We start from the raw sequence: 16,071 nt of genomic DNA on the forward strand, positions 1-16,071 counted from the left end.
CGACCATGAGCACTGAATCCCACCTTCTTTACAGCCAACTGCCCGCCATCGACCGCCTGCTGCGTGAACCCGCGATTGAACCGCTGGTGGCGCAGCATGGCCAGACGCTGATCGGCGAACTGCTGCGCCGGCTGCAGGCCGAGGCGCGCGACGCGATAAAACAGCAGCAACGTTTACCGGCCTGGTGCGGCGACTGGCCGCAGGCGCTGCGGGCGGAGCTGGCTCGGCAGCAGCGCCCGGCGTTATTGCCGGTGTTCAACCTCAGCGGCACTGTGCTGCACACCAACCTCGGGCGCGCCCTGCTGGCGCAGCCGGTGCAGGATGCGGTGAGCGCGGTGATGGGGGAGGCGGTGACGCTGGAGTACGATCTGGACGGCGCCGGGCGCGGCCATCGCGATCGGGCGGTGGCGAGTCTGCTGTGCCGGCTGACCGGCGCGGAAGACGCTTGCATCGTCAATAACAACGCGGCGGCGGTGCTGCTGATGCTGGCGGCGATCGCCCCCGGCAAAGAGGTGGTGGTATCGCGCGGCGAGCTGGTGGAGATCGGCGGCGCGTTCCGCATTCCCGACGTGATGCGCCAGGCCGGCTGTCAATTGGTTGAGGTCGGCACCACCAACCGCACCCATCTGAAGGATTACCGCCAGGCCATCAACGAGCAGACCGGCCTGTTGATGAAAGTGCACACCAGCAACTACAGCATTCAGGGCTTTACCGCGGCGGTCTATGAGGCCGAACTGGCGCTGCTCGGGGCCGAACAGGGCGTGCCGACCGCCACCGATCTGGGCAGCGGCTCGCTGATCGATATGGCGCAGTACGGCCTGCCCGCCGAACCGATGCCGCAGCGGTTGCTGGCCGCCGGCGTCGATCTGGTGACGTTCTCCGGCGATAAGCTGCTGGGCGGCCCGCAGGCCGGCATCATCGTCGGCAAAAAGGCGCTGATCGCGCGCCTGCAGCAGCACCCGCTCAAGCGCGCGCTGCGCGTCGGCAAGCTGACGCTGGCGGCCCTGGAGGCCACGCTGCGGCTTTATCTGCAGCCGGAAAAGCTGGCTGAGCAACTGCCGACGCTGCGGCTGCTGACCCGCCCGCAGCAGGAGATGCAACAGACGGCCGAGCGGCTGCTGACGGCGCTGACGCCACGGTTCACCGCCGATTTCGCGCTGCGCGCCGAACCGTGCTGGTCGCAGATTGGCAGCGGTTCGCTGCCGGTGGATCGTCTGCCCAGCTATGCGCTGACCTTCACGCCGCGCGACGGCCGTGGCGCTACGCTGGAAGCGCTGGCTGAACGCTGGCGCCGCCTGCCGCAGCCGGTGATCGGCCGCCTTGGCGACGGCCGGCTGTGGCTGGATCTGCGCTGTCTGGAACAGGAAGGGGCGCTGATCGACGCGTTGAGCGCATCATGATCATCGCCACCGCCGGCCATGTCGATCATGGCAAAACCACTCTGCTGCAGGCGATCTCCGGGATCAACGCGGATCGCCTGCCGGAAGAAAAGCGCCGCGGCATGACCATCGATCTGGGCTACGCCTACTGGCCGCAGCCGGACGGCCGGGTGCTGGGCTTTATCGACGTGCCCGGCCACGAAAAATTCCTCGCCAATATGCTGGCGGGCGTCGGCGGCATTGACCATGCGCTGCTGGTGGTGGCCTGCGACGATGGTGTGATGGCGCAGACCCGCGAGCATCTGGCGATCCTGCGCCTGAGCGGGCGCCCGGCGCTGACGGTGGCGCTGACCAAGGCCGACCGGGTGGAGGCGGCGCGTATCGATGAGGTGCGCGTTCAGGTGCGCGACGAGCTGGCGCGCCAGGGCTGGCCCGATGCGCCGCTGTTTGTCACCGCGGCGGCGGCGGGCGAGGGTATCGAGGCGCTGCGCGCGCATTTGCTGGCGCTGTCGCCCGGCGAGCATGCGCTGACGCGCCGTTTTCGTCTGGCGGTAGACCGTGCGTTCAGCGTCAAAGGGGCGGGGCTGGTGGTGACCGGCACCGCGCTCGGCGGCCGGGTGAAGGTGGGGGATACGCTGTGGCTGACCGGCGCCGACGCGCCGGTGCGGGTGCGCGGCCTGCATGCCCAGAATCAGACCGTGGAACAGGCGCAGGCCGGGCAACGCATCGCGCTTAACATCAGCGGCGATGTCGATAAAGACCGGATCGCGCGCGGCGATTGGCTGCTGGCGCAGCGCCCGCCGGAGGCGGCGGAACGCATTCTGGTGGCGCTTGAGACGGATCGGCCGATCCGCCATTGGCAGCCGCTGCATCTGCACCATGCCGCCAGCCACATCACCGGGCGCATTTCGCTATTGAACGACGGGCTGGCGGAACTGATCCTCGATCGTCCGCTGTGGCTGGCGGAGAACGATCGGCTGGTGCTGCGCGATATCGGCGCGCGGCAAACGCTGGGCGCGGCCCGGGTACTCAGGCTGAATGCGCCCAAGCGCGGCAAGCGCCAGCCGGACTACCTGGCCTGGCTGCAGGCCCTGGCGCAGGCGCAGGACGATGCGCAGGCGCTGGCGCTTGAGCTGCCGCACGGCGCGCTGTCGCTGGCGGCGTTTGCTTGGGCGCGTCAGTTGACCGACGACGGCCTGGCGGCACTGCTGGCGAACCGCGATCTGCTGATCGTCGGTGACCGGGCGCTGGCGCAGGATCAGGTGCAACAGGCGGAAAGCCGCCTGCTGCAGGTGCTGGCGGAGTATCACCAACAGCACGCCGATCAGCTGGGCTTAGGGCGCGCCCGCCTGCGGCGCATGGCTCTGCCTCAGCAGCCGGAAACGCTGGTGTTTATGATGATCGATCGGCTGCTGAAGGCCGGCGCGCTGCGCAATACGCGCGGCTGGCTGCATCTGCCGGAACACGGCCTGGCGTTCAGCGCCGACGAGGCGCCGCTGTGGGCGCGCATCGAGCCGCTGTTCGGCGACGAGCCGTGGTGGGTGCGCGATCTGGCGAGCGAGCTGGGCGAAGACGAGAGCCGGGTGCGCGCGCTGCTGCGCAAGGCGGCTCAACTGGGCCATGTGACGGCGGTGGTGGTGGATCGCTACTACCTCAGCCGACGCATCGATCAGTTCGCGGCGCTGATCCGCGAGCTGGATGCGGAGCGCGGGGGCGCCAACGCCGCCGATTTCCGCGATCGGCTCGGCGTCGGCCGCAAGCTGGCGATCCAGGTGCTGGAGTTCTTCGATCGCAGCGGCTTTACCCGCCGCAAGGGCAACGAGCATCTGCTGCGAGACGGCGGGCTGTTCGGTAGCGAGTCCCCTACCCGATAAACCTGACGGCGGCCCGGCTGACGTCGGGCGTTTGGGCGGCGAGAAACGCTTGTAAACGCTCGATCAGCGGCCGTTTCGCCGATTCCTCCGGCCAAACCAGATAGTAACCGTCGCCGGTGCGCACGGCGGCGTCACAGGGCACCGCCAATAACCCCTCCTCAATCGTCCGCAGGCTCAGCGCCAGATCGCCGATCGAGACGCCGTGCCCGGCGATGGCCGCCGCGTTGCCCTGTTCCAGCGAATCAAATACCTGGCCGCGCATAAGATCGATCGGGGTCGCGATGCCGCTTTTTTGCAGCCAGCGCCGCCAGTCGCGCCGATCGGGCGAAGGATGGAGCAGCGGGCAGGCGGCAAGATCGCGCTGCGCGTCGGCGAGCAGCGCAGGGGCGCAAATCGGGATCAGCCATTCGTCGAACAGTTTTACGGCGGCGGTGTTGGCGCCGAAATAGCCGTTGCCGAGCAGAATGGCGCAGTCGTAGGGTTCGCTGAAAAAGTCCACGTTGTCGATGTCCATCCACACGCTGGCTGCCTGCACTTCGAACGCCTGCGCCGTTTGCCGGAACCGGCTCAGGCAGTCCAGCAGCCAGCGCAGGGTCAGGGTAGAGGGCGCCTTCAGCCGCAGCAGATCGCGGTGGCTTCTGAACAGCTCGCAGGCTTGCTCGATGCGCGCAAACCCCTGCTGCAGCTCGGCGGCGAAGATTTTTCCCTGCGGGGTGACCTCGATGCGCGGGCCATTGCGCTGGAACAAGCGACAGCCAAAGTGCTGCTCCAGCGTTTTGATATGCTTGCTGACGGCGCTGGGGGTGAGATGCAGCGCGTCGGCGGCCAGCGTGAACGAGCCGGTGCGGGCGGCGCTTTCGAAGGCGCGCAGGGCGTAAAGCGGCGGAAGGGAACTGGCCATCGCGGCGTCTCTCAGGATGAGTCTGATTCACAGTAAACGACAGGATTACTCCTTTTTCAAGGCGGGGGCGGCGGCATCATAATGATCCGATGCCAACCGTCTGAATGTGAGTGAAATAAAGATGAACCTGTCGTTGCTGGCGGCGTATTTCGCCGCTATTTTCCTGCTTATCGCCACGCCGGGGCCGGTGGTGGTAATGGTCGCCAACACCGCGACGCGCTTTGGCGCCCGGCGGGCGCTGTGGACCGCGCTGGGCAGCAACGGGGCCTCACTGCTGCTGATCGGCATCGCTGCGCTGATCGTCACCGGGCTGTTCGCCGTCGAAAGGCGCATGCTGCAGGGGATCAGCCTGTTGGGCTGCTTGTTTATCGCCCGCATGGCGATCGCCTCGCTGTATGAGGATTTCTCCTCGCCGGCCCCCGATGCGCGGCCCGTTGCGCCGCCGCAAAAACGCTCGGCGATCGTGAACGGTTTTCTGGTGGGCATCGCCAACCCTAAGGACATCATTTTCTTCGTCGCCTTTTTTCCGCAGTTCATCGCCGTCACCCCCTCGGTCGGCGGCAGCCTGACGTTGCTGACCGCGCTGTGGGTGCTGATGGACTTCGCCATCTTGCTGGCCTATATCACCCTGCTGTCGGGAACGGCATTGCAGCGCGCGCGACGGGCGATCTCCGTCCTGTCGGCGTTGCTATTGTTGGCGGTAGCGGTGGTGGGAGCGGGGTATGCGCTGGGGGGGCTGCTCGGCTGAAGCCGCATAAAAAACGCCGGTCGGGAAACCAGACCGGCGTTTTATCGTCGCGCTTATGCCGCGCCGTTCGGCTGCGGCGTGGGGTCGCCGTTGCGGCGTTTGGCGAGGAACAGCGCCACCAACGTCAGCCAGCACAGGCCGCTGATGAGGTTGAACAGGTTGAACAGCCCGCTGCCGCCCCAGACGTAGGCGACCTTGGCCAGCTCGATGCCGACGGTGAACACCATCATGCTCAGCATGCCCATGGTGGCGGACACGGTGCCTTTGCTGACGTTGCTTGAGAACAGCGTCAGGCGGTACAGCCCGGCGTTGGCGAGGCCGATGCCGAAGGCGTACAGGCTCAGGCCGGCGGTCATCCACAGGTAGGCGTGGCTGGAGAATTGAGTCGCCAGCGCGGCGATCAGCAGCCCCAGCAGCATCGGGCCCGCGCCCAGCTTGATCAGGCGCTCCACGCTGTTTTTGCCGGTCAGGCGCGCCAGCGTCAGGTTGCCGAGGATCAGCGCGCCGAACACCGGGATTTGCAGCAGGCCGTAATCCAGCGTCGACAACGACTCCCCGCTGATCAGGATCACCGGCGACTGAGCGATCCAGGCCAGCAGCGGTAGGCTGGCGAAACCGATCGCCAGCGCCCCGCACAGGAAGCGGCGGTTGCCCAGCACCTGGCGGTAGTCGCGCCACAGGTTGGCGGCGGAGAACGCCTCGCCCTGCAGCGTGGCGGTCTCCGGCATGGCTTTCCACAGGCCGTAGAAGGCGATGGCCGCCAGCGCGGCAAACAGCACGAACATGCTTTGCCACGGTGCGACGTGGATCAGCGCCGCACCGGCCAGCGGCCCCAGCAGCGGGGCGATCAGCGCCACGTTAGCCATCAGGGCGGTGATTTTGATGCACACCGCCTCTTCGAACGACTCCTGAATCGTGGCGTAGCCGACCGCGCCGATAAAGCACAGGCCGATGCCCTGCAGGAAACGCATGGCGATGAACTGCTCGATGGTGGTGACCAGCAGGATTGCCAGGCAGGAGACGATAAAGAACGCCACCCCGGCCAGCATCACCGGGCGACGGCCGCGGCGATCCGACAGCGGCCCGAGCAGCCACTGCAGGAAGATGCCGCCGGCCAGATAGGCGGTCATCGAGGTGGGCACCCACTCTTCGCCGGCGTTGAAATCCGCCACAACGGCCAGCATGCCGGGCTGAATCATATCGTTGCCGATATAGGTGGCGAACTCGAACAGCACCAGACAAAGAGGGAATAAAAGCGCCTGCCGGCCCAAACGTGCCGCAGGTGGTAATGTTGTTTTCATATTATTGTACTGATAGTAAAAGAGAAAAAGGAACTGCCAGGGCGGGAAGCGCAAACTGAGCGAGTTATGGCGGCTATTTTGCCGCCAATTGTTCACCTTCGCAATCATAAGGTGTTGTTTAAGTGCATTCTGATATTTCGCTTTTGGGTTGTCGCCGAACGCCGTGCCCGATAACCTCTTCTTAACATATCAATATGACACAAGATCGGGCGAGCGTTTGAGCGAGAAAATCGGCTGGATAGACAACCTGCGGGCGATGGCGTGCATGATGGTGGTGATGATCCACGCCACCACCTATTACGTCACCAACGGCGCGGCGATAGGGTTGCACAACTGGGACATCGCCAACGTGCTGAACTCACTGTCGCGCGTGTCGGTGCCGCTGTTCTTCATGATTTCCGGCTACCTGTTCTTCGGCGAAAAGAGCGCCGGCCGGCGGCATTTCACCCGCATCCTCTGCTGCATTCTGTTCTACAGCGCCATTGCGCTGATCTATATCGCGGCTTTCACCAAGATCGGTTTCTGGCCGTCGCTGCGCGGCATCCTGCAAAAGCCGGTGTTCTATCATCTGTGGTTTTTCTACGCCATCGCGGTGATTTACCTGCTGTCGCCGCTGATTAGCGTCAAACCGGTATCGCGCCGCTACCTGGCCGTCGCGCTGGTGATGTTGGCGGCGATCGCCAACCCGAATACCGATAAGCTGACCTTCGGCAACGCGCATCTGCTGCCGGTTAACCTGTATATCTACGGCGATACCTTCTACTACCTGCTGTATGCGTTGGCCGGACGGGCGATTGGCATGATGGAGGCGCGCGGGCGCGCCGTGGGCTGGTTGGCGGCGTTGGGATTTGCGCTGTGCGTGGCGCTGATTGCGCGCGGCACCAAGCATCAGCTGTTCATCAACGGCAACTTCGCCGATACCTACTACATCTACAGCGGCCCGCTGGTGTTTATGGCGGCGGTGGCGCTGCTGGTGTGGGTGAAACACTGTCTGCCGCAGCCGATCGGCTGGCTGAGCGTATTTTCCCGTCATTCGCTGGCGATTTACGGTTTTCACGCCCTTATCGTCAACGTGATGCGCAGCCGGCACCTGGATTTCACCGGCCACCCGCTGCTGGATATCTTCTGGGTGTTCGGCGTGGCGCTGGGGGCCAGCCTGCTGCTGTCTGTCGGCCTGCAGCGGCTGGATACCCGCCGGCTGGTGTCATAGCGGCGAGCGCTGGCGCTGCTGGGCGCGGCGCAGTTGCCGCCCGGAAGAAAACCCAGCCGCCAGCGCGGCCTTCTCCAAGCCATACCCTTGCTGCAGGCGTTGTTGCGCCACCGCCAGCCGCAGCTGCTCATGATACTCCCGCACGCTGATGCCGACGTGGCTGCGAAACAGCCGCGCCAGGTGGCGGCTGCTGACGTGCGCCTTCTCCGCTATCTGCGGCACTGACCAGTCGGCCTCCGGCTCTGCGGCCATCACGTCCTGCGCGCGGTGCACCGCCGGGTGCAGGTGGTTGCGGTAGCGCAGCCAGGGCGACAGCTGCGGATCGTCGCCGGCGCGGCGGAAATAAACCACCATGTCGCGTGCGACGTCGCGCGCCCGGCCGGAGCCACAGTGGCGGTGGACCAGGTGCAGCGCCAAATCGATGCCGGTGGTGATGCCCGCGCTGGTGTAGACGCCACGGTCTTCGACGAAGATGCGGTTCTCTTTCACCTGCGCCGCCGGCGCCTGGAGGCGGATACGTTCGATGACGTCGTGGTGGGTGGTGCACTGATAGCCGTCGAGCAGCCCGGCCTGCGCCGCCAGCAGCGCGCCGGAACAGATGCACACCAGGGTGATGCGCTGCCGTTGCAGATCGGGCCGCAGCGTCGCCAGCCAGCGGCGCACCTGCTCGGCCTCCTCTCCGGCGAAATAGCGCTGCGAATCGCCGACGCCCGGCAGCACCAGGATGGCGCCGTCTTCCAGGCGCTCGGGCAACGGCTGCAGGCCGTTCAGCGTCATGCCGATGGAGCAGACGATCTGCGGCGCCGGGCTGAGGTAACGCAGGCTGAACTGCCCGGCGAGGCGCAGGGTTTCCGCCGGGCCGCTGACGTCCAGCGACAGCACGTTGGGCAACAGCAGAAAATAGACGGCCTGCGACATGATTACTCCTGTGCGAGTTGCGCCAGCGCCTCATCCACGCTGGCGATGCGGGCGAAACGATCGACCAGTACGGTTTCAGTATGCCGCTTCAACTGCGCGGGGGTAAAGACTTCGCCGTCGGGATGGCGCATCGGGAAGGTTAACGTCGCCTCGGTGACGAAAGTCACCCGATAACCGAGGTCGGACGCCACCCGGGTGGTGGTTTCGCAGCACTGCTCGGTGCGGATGCCGGAGACGATCAGGTGGTTGATGTCCTGCTCGCGCAGCCAGGCGTTGAGGCCGGATTCGGTCAGCGCATTGTGCACATGCTTGTGTACGGTGATATCCGCCTGGTGGGTGAGGAACGGCAGGCGCTGCACATGGCCCGAAGCCAGTGAGAAAGGCCCCTGCGGCGAAACGTGCAGCACGTCGACCAGGGCCGCGCCGCGCTGTCGGCAGCCCGCAATCAGGCGGGTTAGCGCCTGTTGAAACGCAGGCAAATCGTCCTCTTGCCAGAATGGACGGTGCTGGAATGATTGCTGGACATCGATGATCAATAACGCGCTCTGTGACATTTTCGGCCCTCCGCCAGTGTGTGTAGCGACCATCTTGCGCCGCGCCTTACTCTGGCAGAAGGCCAAAAACGGCCATCATGATGACAACAACGGACCGACCTTAGGCTTTGCTCACCTGGCCGGCGACCAGGCGCCCCTGATGGAAGGTGGCGCTGCGCGCCGGCAGACGGGCGACCGCCTCGGCGGAACAGCTGGCGTTGACCAGCACGAACTCGGCGGCATCGCCGGCTTTCGGCCAGGCGCGCTGCCCCTTATCGTCCAGCGGCAGCACGCCGCCGGTGGAGATGGCCATGGCGCGCGACAGGTGATACTCGTCGGAACCGCGGTACAGCTGGGCGTACAGATTGGCCTTCTCCAGGATGTCGCCGGTGCCGAACGGCGACCAGTGGTCGATCACGCTGTCGGTGCCGGTCATCACGAACACCCCTTTCTCACTGAGCTGCGGCAGCGGCATCATCAGGCCGCCGATCGGCACCGTGGAGGCGATGGTGATCTGCTGCGCCGCCAGCCGGGTGGCGGTTTCCGCCAGTTCGCCCGGCGTCAACGTGGTCAGGGCGAAAGCGTGGCTGATGGTGACCTTGCCGCGCAGCGCCGGGTTTTTCTCCACGGTGGCGATCATGTAGTTGATGGCGGCGACCCCGGCCGGGCTGGTTTCATGCAGGTGGATATCCACGCCTTTGCCGGTATCGAGGGCGATCTGGAACATGGCGTCGAGCGATTTCTCCATCGCGCCGTCGACGTTGGTCGGATCGAGCCCGCCGACGTACTGCACGCCCATCTGCATCGCTTCGCGCATCAGCGCATCGACCCTGGAGTGCAGCAGGCCGTGCTGCGGGAAGGCGACGATTTCACAGCTGAAGTCCGCCCGGTGGTTTTCCAGCGCGCGCTGCAGGTGCTCCAGGCTTTTCAGGCCGCTGACCGGATCGATATTGCAGTGGCTGCGCGCCACGGTGCTGCCTTTGGACTGCAGCAAGGCGATCAGGTTTTCCGCCCGTTGCTGCGAGGTGGGCAGCAGTGTCGGGATCAGTGTCTGCTCCAGCGCGATCATGTCCATGATGGTTTTGCCCTGGCGCGGGCGCGGCGCCTGCCACGGGCCGCTGTAGAAGGTTTTATCCAGGTGGATGTGCATATCGCGAAATGCCGGCAGCAGCAGCCGGCCCTGCGCCTTATAGCGGGGCACGCCGGCCGGCAACGCGGCGTTGGCGGCGTGAATGGCGGCGATCTTGCCGTCTTTGATCTCCAGGGTGTACAGCGCGGTGCGGGTGCCGATCACCGTTTCGCCGTCGTATTCAAAGCCGTCTTCCAGCCGCACCTCGCTCAGGCAGTAGTGGCGATCGGTCAGGGTCATCGGCGTTGGCGCACACGGCTCGCCGCCAGGCGAAGCGGCCTGCGCCATGCCGCCGGTCAGGCCGATCACTGCGCAAGCGGTGGTGAGTTTGCCGGTTTGGCTGAGGAAGGCTCTGCGGCCCGGTTGTTGAGGGTTTTCCACGTTCGGTTCCTTAATCCAGAGGTGAGGTGGGTGAAAACATCCCCCAATTTAGGAGAGGAACCGGCCGGTTGGCAGCGACATTTGCCACTGGTGACTATTCGATTTGGTAATGACCGGCGTGCGCCGGGGCAAGGATTTTCCTGGCTTGCTCTTTCGTAGCTTTAATGGCTACATTTGTAGTCATTAAAGCTACATTGAGGTCAGCGTTATGCACGATCCGATGCTCGAGTTGCTGTTCAGCGAATACCGTAGAAAAGTGCTAAGCCTGCTGTTTATTGAAGCCGGGCGTGCGTTTCATGTGCGAGAAATTGCGCGGCGCACCGCAACTCAGGCCGGCACTTTACATAAAGAGTTGAGCAGGTTGGCGGAGAGCGGCATCTTGCTCAGGCAGCGGCAGGGCAACCAAATTTGCTATCAGGCCAACGCCGATTGCCTGATTTTCCCTGAGCTGGCGGCGATTTTCCGCAAGGTTTGCGGGCCGGCGGAGTGCTTAAGGCAGACATTGGCAGCGTTTGGCGAAGCTATTGAACGCGCTTTTATTTTTGGTTCTGTCGCCAGTGGCAAAGCGACGGCGGCCAGTGATATCGATGTTCTGATCGTCGGCAAACTGTCTTTTGCGGAGGTGATTCAGGCGGTTTACCCGCTGCAGGCAACGCTGGGTCGGGAAATTAACCCCAAACTGTATTCGCCTGAAGAGTGGCGAGCGGCTTTGGCCGAGAACTCCGCGTTTATTCAGGACATTATGGATAAACCCCAACTCTGGATTGTGGGAGACAAGGATGACGCTGGACAATCTGGTCGGGCTGGGACTGGAGGTGATAACGCCTGACGCGGGGGCGATTAAAAAATTGCTGGCCGCCGCCGCTCGCAACCGACGCGATGCGGGTATCACTCAGCTTAGCAATGAGAGCCGTTTCGACACGGCATACAAGGCGGTCATGCAAATGGCGAATGCCGCTTTACAAGCCAAAGGATACCGCACGCTGACCAGCAAACCCGGCCATCACCAGATCATGATCCAATCGTTGCCGCTCACCGTAGGGCTGCCGCGAGAGGAAATGATCTGCCTGGATGCATTGCGAAAACAGCGCAACGTGGCGGATTATTCCGGCGACTTGGTGACGGACGCGGCGGTACAGGCTTGCCTTGAGCAGACAGAAGCGCTGTGGGTACGGATTATCGACTGGCTGCAGCGCGAACATCCGCAGATAGTGGCGTAAGATGCCTTACTTCAGCCCGCAAAACGCCGCCAGCCGCTGGGCCAGCGCCAGCGTGGCGGCGGGGGCGCCGTCGCGGTAGTAGAGCGCCAGTTCGAAGCTGTCTATCGGCGGCAATCCTTCGGCCGCGCCCAGCACCCGGTGCGTCGCCAGACGGCAGCCGGCCGGCAGCAGGGTGACGCCCAGCCCGGCGGCGGAGGCGGCGGTCAGCGCCGCCAGGCTGGCGCTGCTGTAGCCGATGCGCCAGCGTTTGCCGAGGTTGTCGAGCGCCTGGCACAGCTCGTCGCGGTACAGGCCGTTCAGTGGAAATACCGCCAGCGGCACCGGCGATTGCTCGATGGCCGGGAAGGCCAGGCTGTCCAGCCACAGCAGCGGTTCCGGCCGCGCGGCGCGCGGCGGTTGCCGGCGGCGCTGCTTCACCAGGATCAGATCCAGCTCTTCACGCGCGTAGGCGTTGTGCAGATCGGCGCTCAGGCCGCTGGCGACGTCCAGCCGCAGGTGCGGGTGCTCGCGGCTGAATTCGGCCAGCAGCCCGGTGGTGGGCACGGCGAAATCTTCCGGCATGCCGATCCGCAGCACGCCGTCGCGCCAGATGCCGGTCAGCGCATCGTGGGCTTCTTCATTCAGCGCGATAATGCGGCGCGCGTAGCTCAACAGCTTGACGCCTTCTTCGGTCAGCAGCACCTGATGCGAGGAACGCTCAAACAGCGGCTTGCCCAGCATCTCTTCCAGCCGGCGCACCTGCTGGCTGACGGTGGACTGCGACAAAAACACCCGCTCTGCGGCGCGGGTGAAGCTGTTGCTGTCGCACACGGCGACGAAGCTGAGCAGCAGCTGCGGATTGAACATCGGGTAGCGATTCATTTTCCCACTGTTGGCTATTTTATTATTTAATTTCCCAATACTAGCGGCGTTGCCTACAGTAACGCAACGCTGCGGCGATCGCGCTGTGACGCCGCACTCTTCATTTCGCAGTACCAGGAATATACCTTGTTAAATCATTCTGTTAATTCATCCTCCTCGCGCCGCTGGTTCAACCCCCTGTTGCTGGCGCTGGTGTTGATCGGCCTGAACATGCGGCCGCTGTTGACCTCGATCGGCCCGTTGCTGCCGACGCTGCGCCAGGCTACCGGGCTGAGCTTTGGCGGCGCGGCGCTGCTGACCACGCTGCCGGTGCTGATGATGGGGCTGATGGCGCTGGCGGGCGGCGCCATCAACCGGCTGTTCAGCGAACGCAGCGCCGTGGCGTTGAGCCTGCTGGCGATCGGGCTGGGCGCGCTTTGGCGCGAACTTGCCCCCGGTAGCGTGCAACTGCTGATGAGCGCGGTGCTGGGCGGGCTCGGCATCGGGGTGATCCAGGCGGTGATGCCCGGCATCATCAAGCATCATTTCCTCAAAAGCATGGCGCTGGTGGCCGGGCTGTGGTCGGCGGCGCTGATGGGCGGTGGCGGGTTGGGGGCGGCGATCACCCCGTGGCTGATGAGCGTAGGGCACGACTGGCACAGCGCACTGGCCTGGTGGGCGTTGCCGGCCCTGGTGGCGCTGCTGGCCTGGTGGCCGGTCAGCCGTGGGCTGTCTCGCCTGGGCGCGGCGGGCGAAAACCGCGGGCCAAGCCTGCTGCGCAACCGGCGCGCCTGGCTGCTCGGCGCCTATTTCGGCCTGATCAATGGCGGCTATACCAGCCTGATTGCGTGGCTGCCGCCGTATTACATGCAGCTCGGCTGGCAGCCGCAGGCCAGCGGTTCGCTGCTGGCGCTGATGACCTTCGGCCAGGTGGTGGGGGCGCTGCTGTTGCCGGCGCTGGCGCGCAATCATGACCGGCGGCCGCTGCTGTTGCTGGCGCTGATGATGCAACTGATCGGTTTTATCGGCCTGATTTACCTTCCGCAAACGCTGCCGTGGCTGTGGGTGTTGCTTTCCGGGCTGGGGTTGGGCGGCGCGTTCCCGCTGTGCCTGGTGTTGGCGCTCGATCACCTGCACCAGCCGGCGGCGGCTGGGCGGCTGGTGGCCTTTATGCAGGGTGTCGGCTTCCTGCTGGCGGGCGTCACGCCTTACCTTTCCGGCCTGCTGCGCGACTACAGCGGCGGCTTCGTGCTGGACTGGCAGATCCACGCGCTGCTGGTGGTGGTGCTGATCGCCATCACCTGGCGCTTCCATCCGCACAGCTACCGGCGGGCGTTCGCCGAATAATATTTCTGTCATTGCCGCTCCCTATAGTGACGTTGCTTTTACTTCTGGGCGATAACAACGAAAAGGGACAATGACATGCACAACACCAAAACCCGGCTGGCGCTGCTGGTCGGCTGCATGGCGCTGAGCGCCAACCTGTGGGCCGACGCGCAGCCGGTGCCGGCGACGTTGGCGGGGCATGCGCTGCTGCCGGTGAAATCCGCCGTTTCCACACCGAAGGACGCGCCGAGCGATCTGCAGCAGAGCGGCAAATACACCAGCGGGAAACGCGTCACCGAGTTGGGCAGCGTGGCGGGTAAATCCGCCGATCGACTGACCGGCATCGGCCTGCCGATCAACGGGCAGCCGCTGCAGGGCCACTCCGGCATCAAACACATGCCCGACGGCACCTACTGGGTGCTGACCGACAATGGTTTCGGCAGCAAGGCCAACTCCCCGGACGCCATGCTGTACCTCAACCACTACAAGATCGATTTCAAAGACGGCACGGTCGCGCCGCTGAAGACGGTGTTCCTGCACGATCCGGATAAAAAGGTGCCGTTCCACATCATCAACGAGAGCACCGAGAAGCGTTATCTGACCGGCAGCGATTTCGATCCGGAAAGCTTCCAGTTTGCCGACGATGCCTTATGGATCGGTGAAGAGTTCGGGCCTTACCTGATCAAGGCCGACCTGAACGGCAAAGTGCTGGCGGTGTTCGACACTCAGGTAGACGGCAAGGTGGTGAAATCGCCGGACAACCCGACGCTGACCCTGCCGGGCGCGCCGGACGGCAAGCAGAACTTCCAGGTGGCGCGTTCCAAAGGCTTTGAAGGCATGGCCGCCTCGCCGGACGGCAGCAAGCTGTACCCGCTGCTGGAAGGGGCGCTGTGGGATGGCGAACAGTTCGAGAACGTCGGCGGCAAACGCTACCTGCGGGTGCTGGAGTTCGACGTCAAACAGCAGGCCTGGACCGGCCGCAGCTGGCAGTACGTGCTGGAAGACAACCAGAACGCCATCGGCGATTTCAACATGATCGACGCCACCCACGGGCTGGTGATTGAGCGCGACAACGGCGAAGGCACGCCGGATAAAGCCTGCGCCGCCGGCGCGCCAACCGACAACTGCTTCAGCCAGGTGGCCAAGTTCAAGCGGGTGTATAAAATCGCCTTCTCGGACGCCAACGTCGGCAAACCGGTCGAAAAATTGGGCTATATCGACCTGATGAACATTCAGGATCCGAACAAGCTGGCGCGCAAGCCGCTGAACGACGGCGTGCTGACCTTCCCGTTCTTCACTATCGAGAACGTGGACGTGGTGGACGCCAACCACATCATCGTCGGCAACGACAACAACTTCCCGTTTTCCTCCAGCCGCCAGCCCAATATGGCGGATGACAACGAGTTCATCCTGCTGGACGTGAAGGATTTCCTGAAGTAGCGCTCCCCGGCCGCCGAATCGCCGGCGGCCGCCATTTCCCGCTTAGCGCAGCGAACAAACTGCGCTATAATCAGCGCCTTGCTTCTTCTCTTCTCCAAGGAAGATCCTCGTCCCCGGTGGGGCGGCCGGACTTCAAATCCGGTTGGGGCCGCCAGCGGTCCTGGGCAGGTTCGACTCCTGTGATCTTCCGCCAATCAATGTCTCCCAATCTCCTCTGTGATTGTCGGCTCCGGTAGGGGTAATTTGCTTCTTTCGCTTTGTGATAGCGCAGCTTGCGTGGGTAGAAGAAACGTTCATGAAGAAGGACTATGAGGCAGTAAGCCGTTGACGTAAAAACCGCTTACGCGGCCTTTTTATTTCTGAGAAACAGGGCAAGCAGATACAGGGCGCCCAGCGGCAGGGCCATGACATAACAGAATGCATAATACAGGATCAGCACGCCATTTTTGCCTATGGTATCGGCGAACAGTCCGCGGTGCCAAAATTCTTCACTCGTGAACTGCAGGGCGGCCGTTTCAGTGCCTTTTTTAGCACAGGGATACAGTAAAAAGCTCAGGATGGAGAGGATCAACGAAAGTGCGATATTCACCATGTCCTGGAAAGAATAGATGTAATAAAGCGCGATAAAAAAGTAAGTCACGCCCCACACCTGACTTTTCCAATAATACGCTTTGGTCATTTGTGCCTCCCTGGACATGAGTTCCTTTCTGTTTTCGTGCTTGGCGAAATGGAATATCGATGCCATTGCCCGCGTTGCGCGGTTTACCCAAGACGTCTGAGTATGCGCAGGGCTTCGGCAAAATGCCATATTACCGGCTTATCTGGCAGGCGTATTTGGGTTCTGTCGCGAGCGTCCCTCTCCCCAACACAT

The 16,071-nt window shown here is 63.7% G+C and carries 15 protein-coding genes and 1 tRNA gene; 9 read left to right on the forward strand and 7 right to left on the reverse strand.

The features are described from left to right. Window positions 1-5: 5 nt before the first annotated feature. Window positions 6-1,400, forward strand: a complete 1,395-nt coding sequence (gene selA, locus ACP3TA_RS06095) for an L-seryl-tRNA(Sec) selenium transferase (RefSeq protein ID WP_426784564.1) — start codon at window positions 6-8, stop codon at window positions 1,398-1,400. Then, window positions 1,397-3,253, forward strand: coding sequence for a selenocysteine-specific translation elongation factor (gene selB, locus ACP3TA_RS06100; RefSeq protein ID WP_060660105.1), 1,857 nt, complete (start codon window positions 1,397-1,399; stop codon window positions 3,251-3,253). Before selA ends, selB begins: the two co-directional genes overlap by 4 nt. Here selB and ACP3TA_RS06105 read toward each other — a convergent pair. After that, complete coding sequence (locus tag ACP3TA_RS06105; RefSeq protein ID WP_033645108.1) at window positions 3,243-4,154, reverse strand: LysR family transcriptional regulator; 912 nt, start codon at window positions 4,152-4,154, stop codon at window positions 3,243-3,245. The genes selB and ACP3TA_RS06105 overlap by 11 nt on opposite strands. Before the next feature lie 121 nt (window positions 4,155-4,275). Between ACP3TA_RS06105 and ACP3TA_RS06110 the strand changes: the two genes are divergently transcribed. Beyond that, window positions 4,276-4,902, forward strand: a complete 627-nt coding sequence (locus ACP3TA_RS06110; protein ID WP_033645107.1) for a LysE family translocator — start codon at window positions 4,276-4,278, stop codon at window positions 4,900-4,902. A gap of 53 nt (window positions 4,903-4,955) precedes the next feature. Here ACP3TA_RS06110 and ACP3TA_RS06115 read toward each other — a convergent pair whose 3' ends face one another. Next, window positions 4,956-6,203, reverse strand: a complete 1,248-nt coding sequence (locus ACP3TA_RS06115; RefSeq protein WP_033633516.1) for an MFS transporter — start codon at window positions 6,201-6,203, stop codon at window positions 4,956-4,958. 217 nt (window positions 6,204-6,420) lie between these two features. On the opposite strand from ACP3TA_RS06115, the gene ACP3TA_RS06120 reads away from it, so the two are divergent. Then, window positions 6,421-7,413, forward strand: coding sequence for an acyltransferase (locus ACP3TA_RS06120; protein WP_060660104.1), 993 nt, complete (start codon window positions 6,421-6,423; stop codon window positions 7,411-7,413). On the opposite strand, the gene ACP3TA_RS06125 is transcribed toward ACP3TA_RS06120, so the two are convergent. The 3 genes from ACP3TA_RS06125 to ACP3TA_RS06135 all read right to left on the reverse strand — a co-directional run bounded on the left by ACP3TA_RS06125 (window position 7,408) and on the right by ACP3TA_RS06135 (window position 10,374). Next, the gene (locus ACP3TA_RS06125; protein ID WP_060660103.1) at window positions 7,408-8,331 is read right to left on the reverse strand and encodes a GlxA family transcriptional regulator; all 924 of its coding nucleotides are present in this window, start codon (window positions 8,329-8,331) and stop codon (window positions 7,408-7,410) included. The two genes, ACP3TA_RS06120 and ACP3TA_RS06125, sit on opposite strands and share 6 nt — an antisense overlap. Window positions 8,332-8,333: 2 nt before the next feature. Beyond that, entirely contained in the window at window positions 8,334-8,885 is a 552-nt protein-coding gene (locus ACP3TA_RS06130; RefSeq protein WP_060660102.1) for an isochorismatase family protein, read from the reverse strand. 100 nt (window positions 8,886-8,985) lie between these two features. Beyond that, window positions 8,986-10,374 carry an amidohydrolase family protein gene (locus ACP3TA_RS06135; RefSeq protein WP_060660101.1) on the reverse strand — a complete coding sequence of 463 codons (1,389 nt, stop codon included), beginning with the start codon at window positions 10,372-10,374 and terminating at the stop codon, window positions 8,986-8,988. A 208-nt stretch (window positions 10,375-10,582) separates the two neighbouring features. Here ACP3TA_RS06135 and ACP3TA_RS06140 point away from each other — a divergent pair, with 208 nt between their 5' ends. Both ACP3TA_RS06140 and ACP3TA_RS06145 read left to right on the forward strand, forming a co-directional pair. After that, window positions 10,583-11,203 (forward strand): nucleotidyltransferase domain-containing protein, encoded by a 621-nt coding sequence (locus ACP3TA_RS06140; protein WP_033645102.1) that lies wholly within the window; start codon window positions 10,583-10,585, stop codon window positions 11,201-11,203. Continuing rightward, the gene (locus ACP3TA_RS06145) at window positions 11,154-11,594 is read left to right on the forward strand and encodes a hypothetical protein (RefSeq protein WP_033645101.1); all 441 of its coding nucleotides are present in this window, start codon (window positions 11,154-11,156) and stop codon (window positions 11,592-11,594) included. Before ACP3TA_RS06140 ends, ACP3TA_RS06145 begins: the two co-directional genes overlap by 50 nt. 6 nt (window positions 11,595-11,600) lie before the next feature. Here the strand turns inward: ACP3TA_RS06145 and ACP3TA_RS06150 are convergent, their stop codons facing one another. Beyond that, window positions 11,601-12,455: a LysR family transcriptional regulator gene (locus ACP3TA_RS06150; protein ID WP_060660099.1), complete on the reverse strand. Its 855-nt coding sequence runs from the start codon at window positions 12,453-12,455 to the stop codon at window positions 11,601-11,603. Window positions 12,456-12,581: 126 nt separating this feature from the next. Here ACP3TA_RS06150 and ACP3TA_RS06155 point away from each other — a divergent pair, with 126 nt between their 5' ends. The 3 genes from ACP3TA_RS06155 (at window position 12,582) to ACP3TA_RS06165 (ending at window position 15,393) form a co-directional block, all read left to right on the forward strand. Further along, window positions 12,582-13,781: a cyanate transporter gene (locus tag ACP3TA_RS06155; RefSeq protein ID WP_195880268.1), complete on the forward strand. Its 1,200-nt coding sequence runs from the start codon at window positions 12,582-12,584 to the stop codon at window positions 13,779-13,781. A 75-nt stretch (window positions 13,782-13,856) separates the two neighbouring features. Continuing rightward, on the forward strand, window positions 13,857-15,200 hold the full coding sequence (locus ACP3TA_RS06160) for an esterase-like activity of phytase family protein (protein ID WP_046688014.1): 1,344 nt from the start codon (window positions 13,857-13,859) through the stop codon (window positions 15,198-15,200). A 98-nt stretch (window positions 15,201-15,298) separates the two neighbouring features. Further along, a tRNA-Sec gene (locus ACP3TA_RS06165) sits at window positions 15,299-15,393 on the forward strand. Window positions 15,394-15,540: 147 nt separating this feature from the next. On the opposite strand, the gene ACP3TA_RS06170 is transcribed toward ACP3TA_RS06165, so the two are convergent. Continuing rightward, window positions 15,541-15,879 (reverse strand): colicin E1 family microcin immunity protein, encoded by a 339-nt coding sequence (locus tag ACP3TA_RS06170; RefSeq protein WP_044030221.1) that lies wholly within the window; start codon window positions 15,877-15,879, stop codon window positions 15,541-15,543. Window positions 15,880-16,071 lie beyond the last annotated feature (192 nt).

It is taken from the genome of Serratia sp. 2C06 (genome assembly GCF_050037615.1).
Taxonomy (GTDB): domain Bacteria; phylum Pseudomonadota; class Gammaproteobacteria; order Enterobacterales; family Enterobacteriaceae; genus Serratia; species Serratia ureilytica.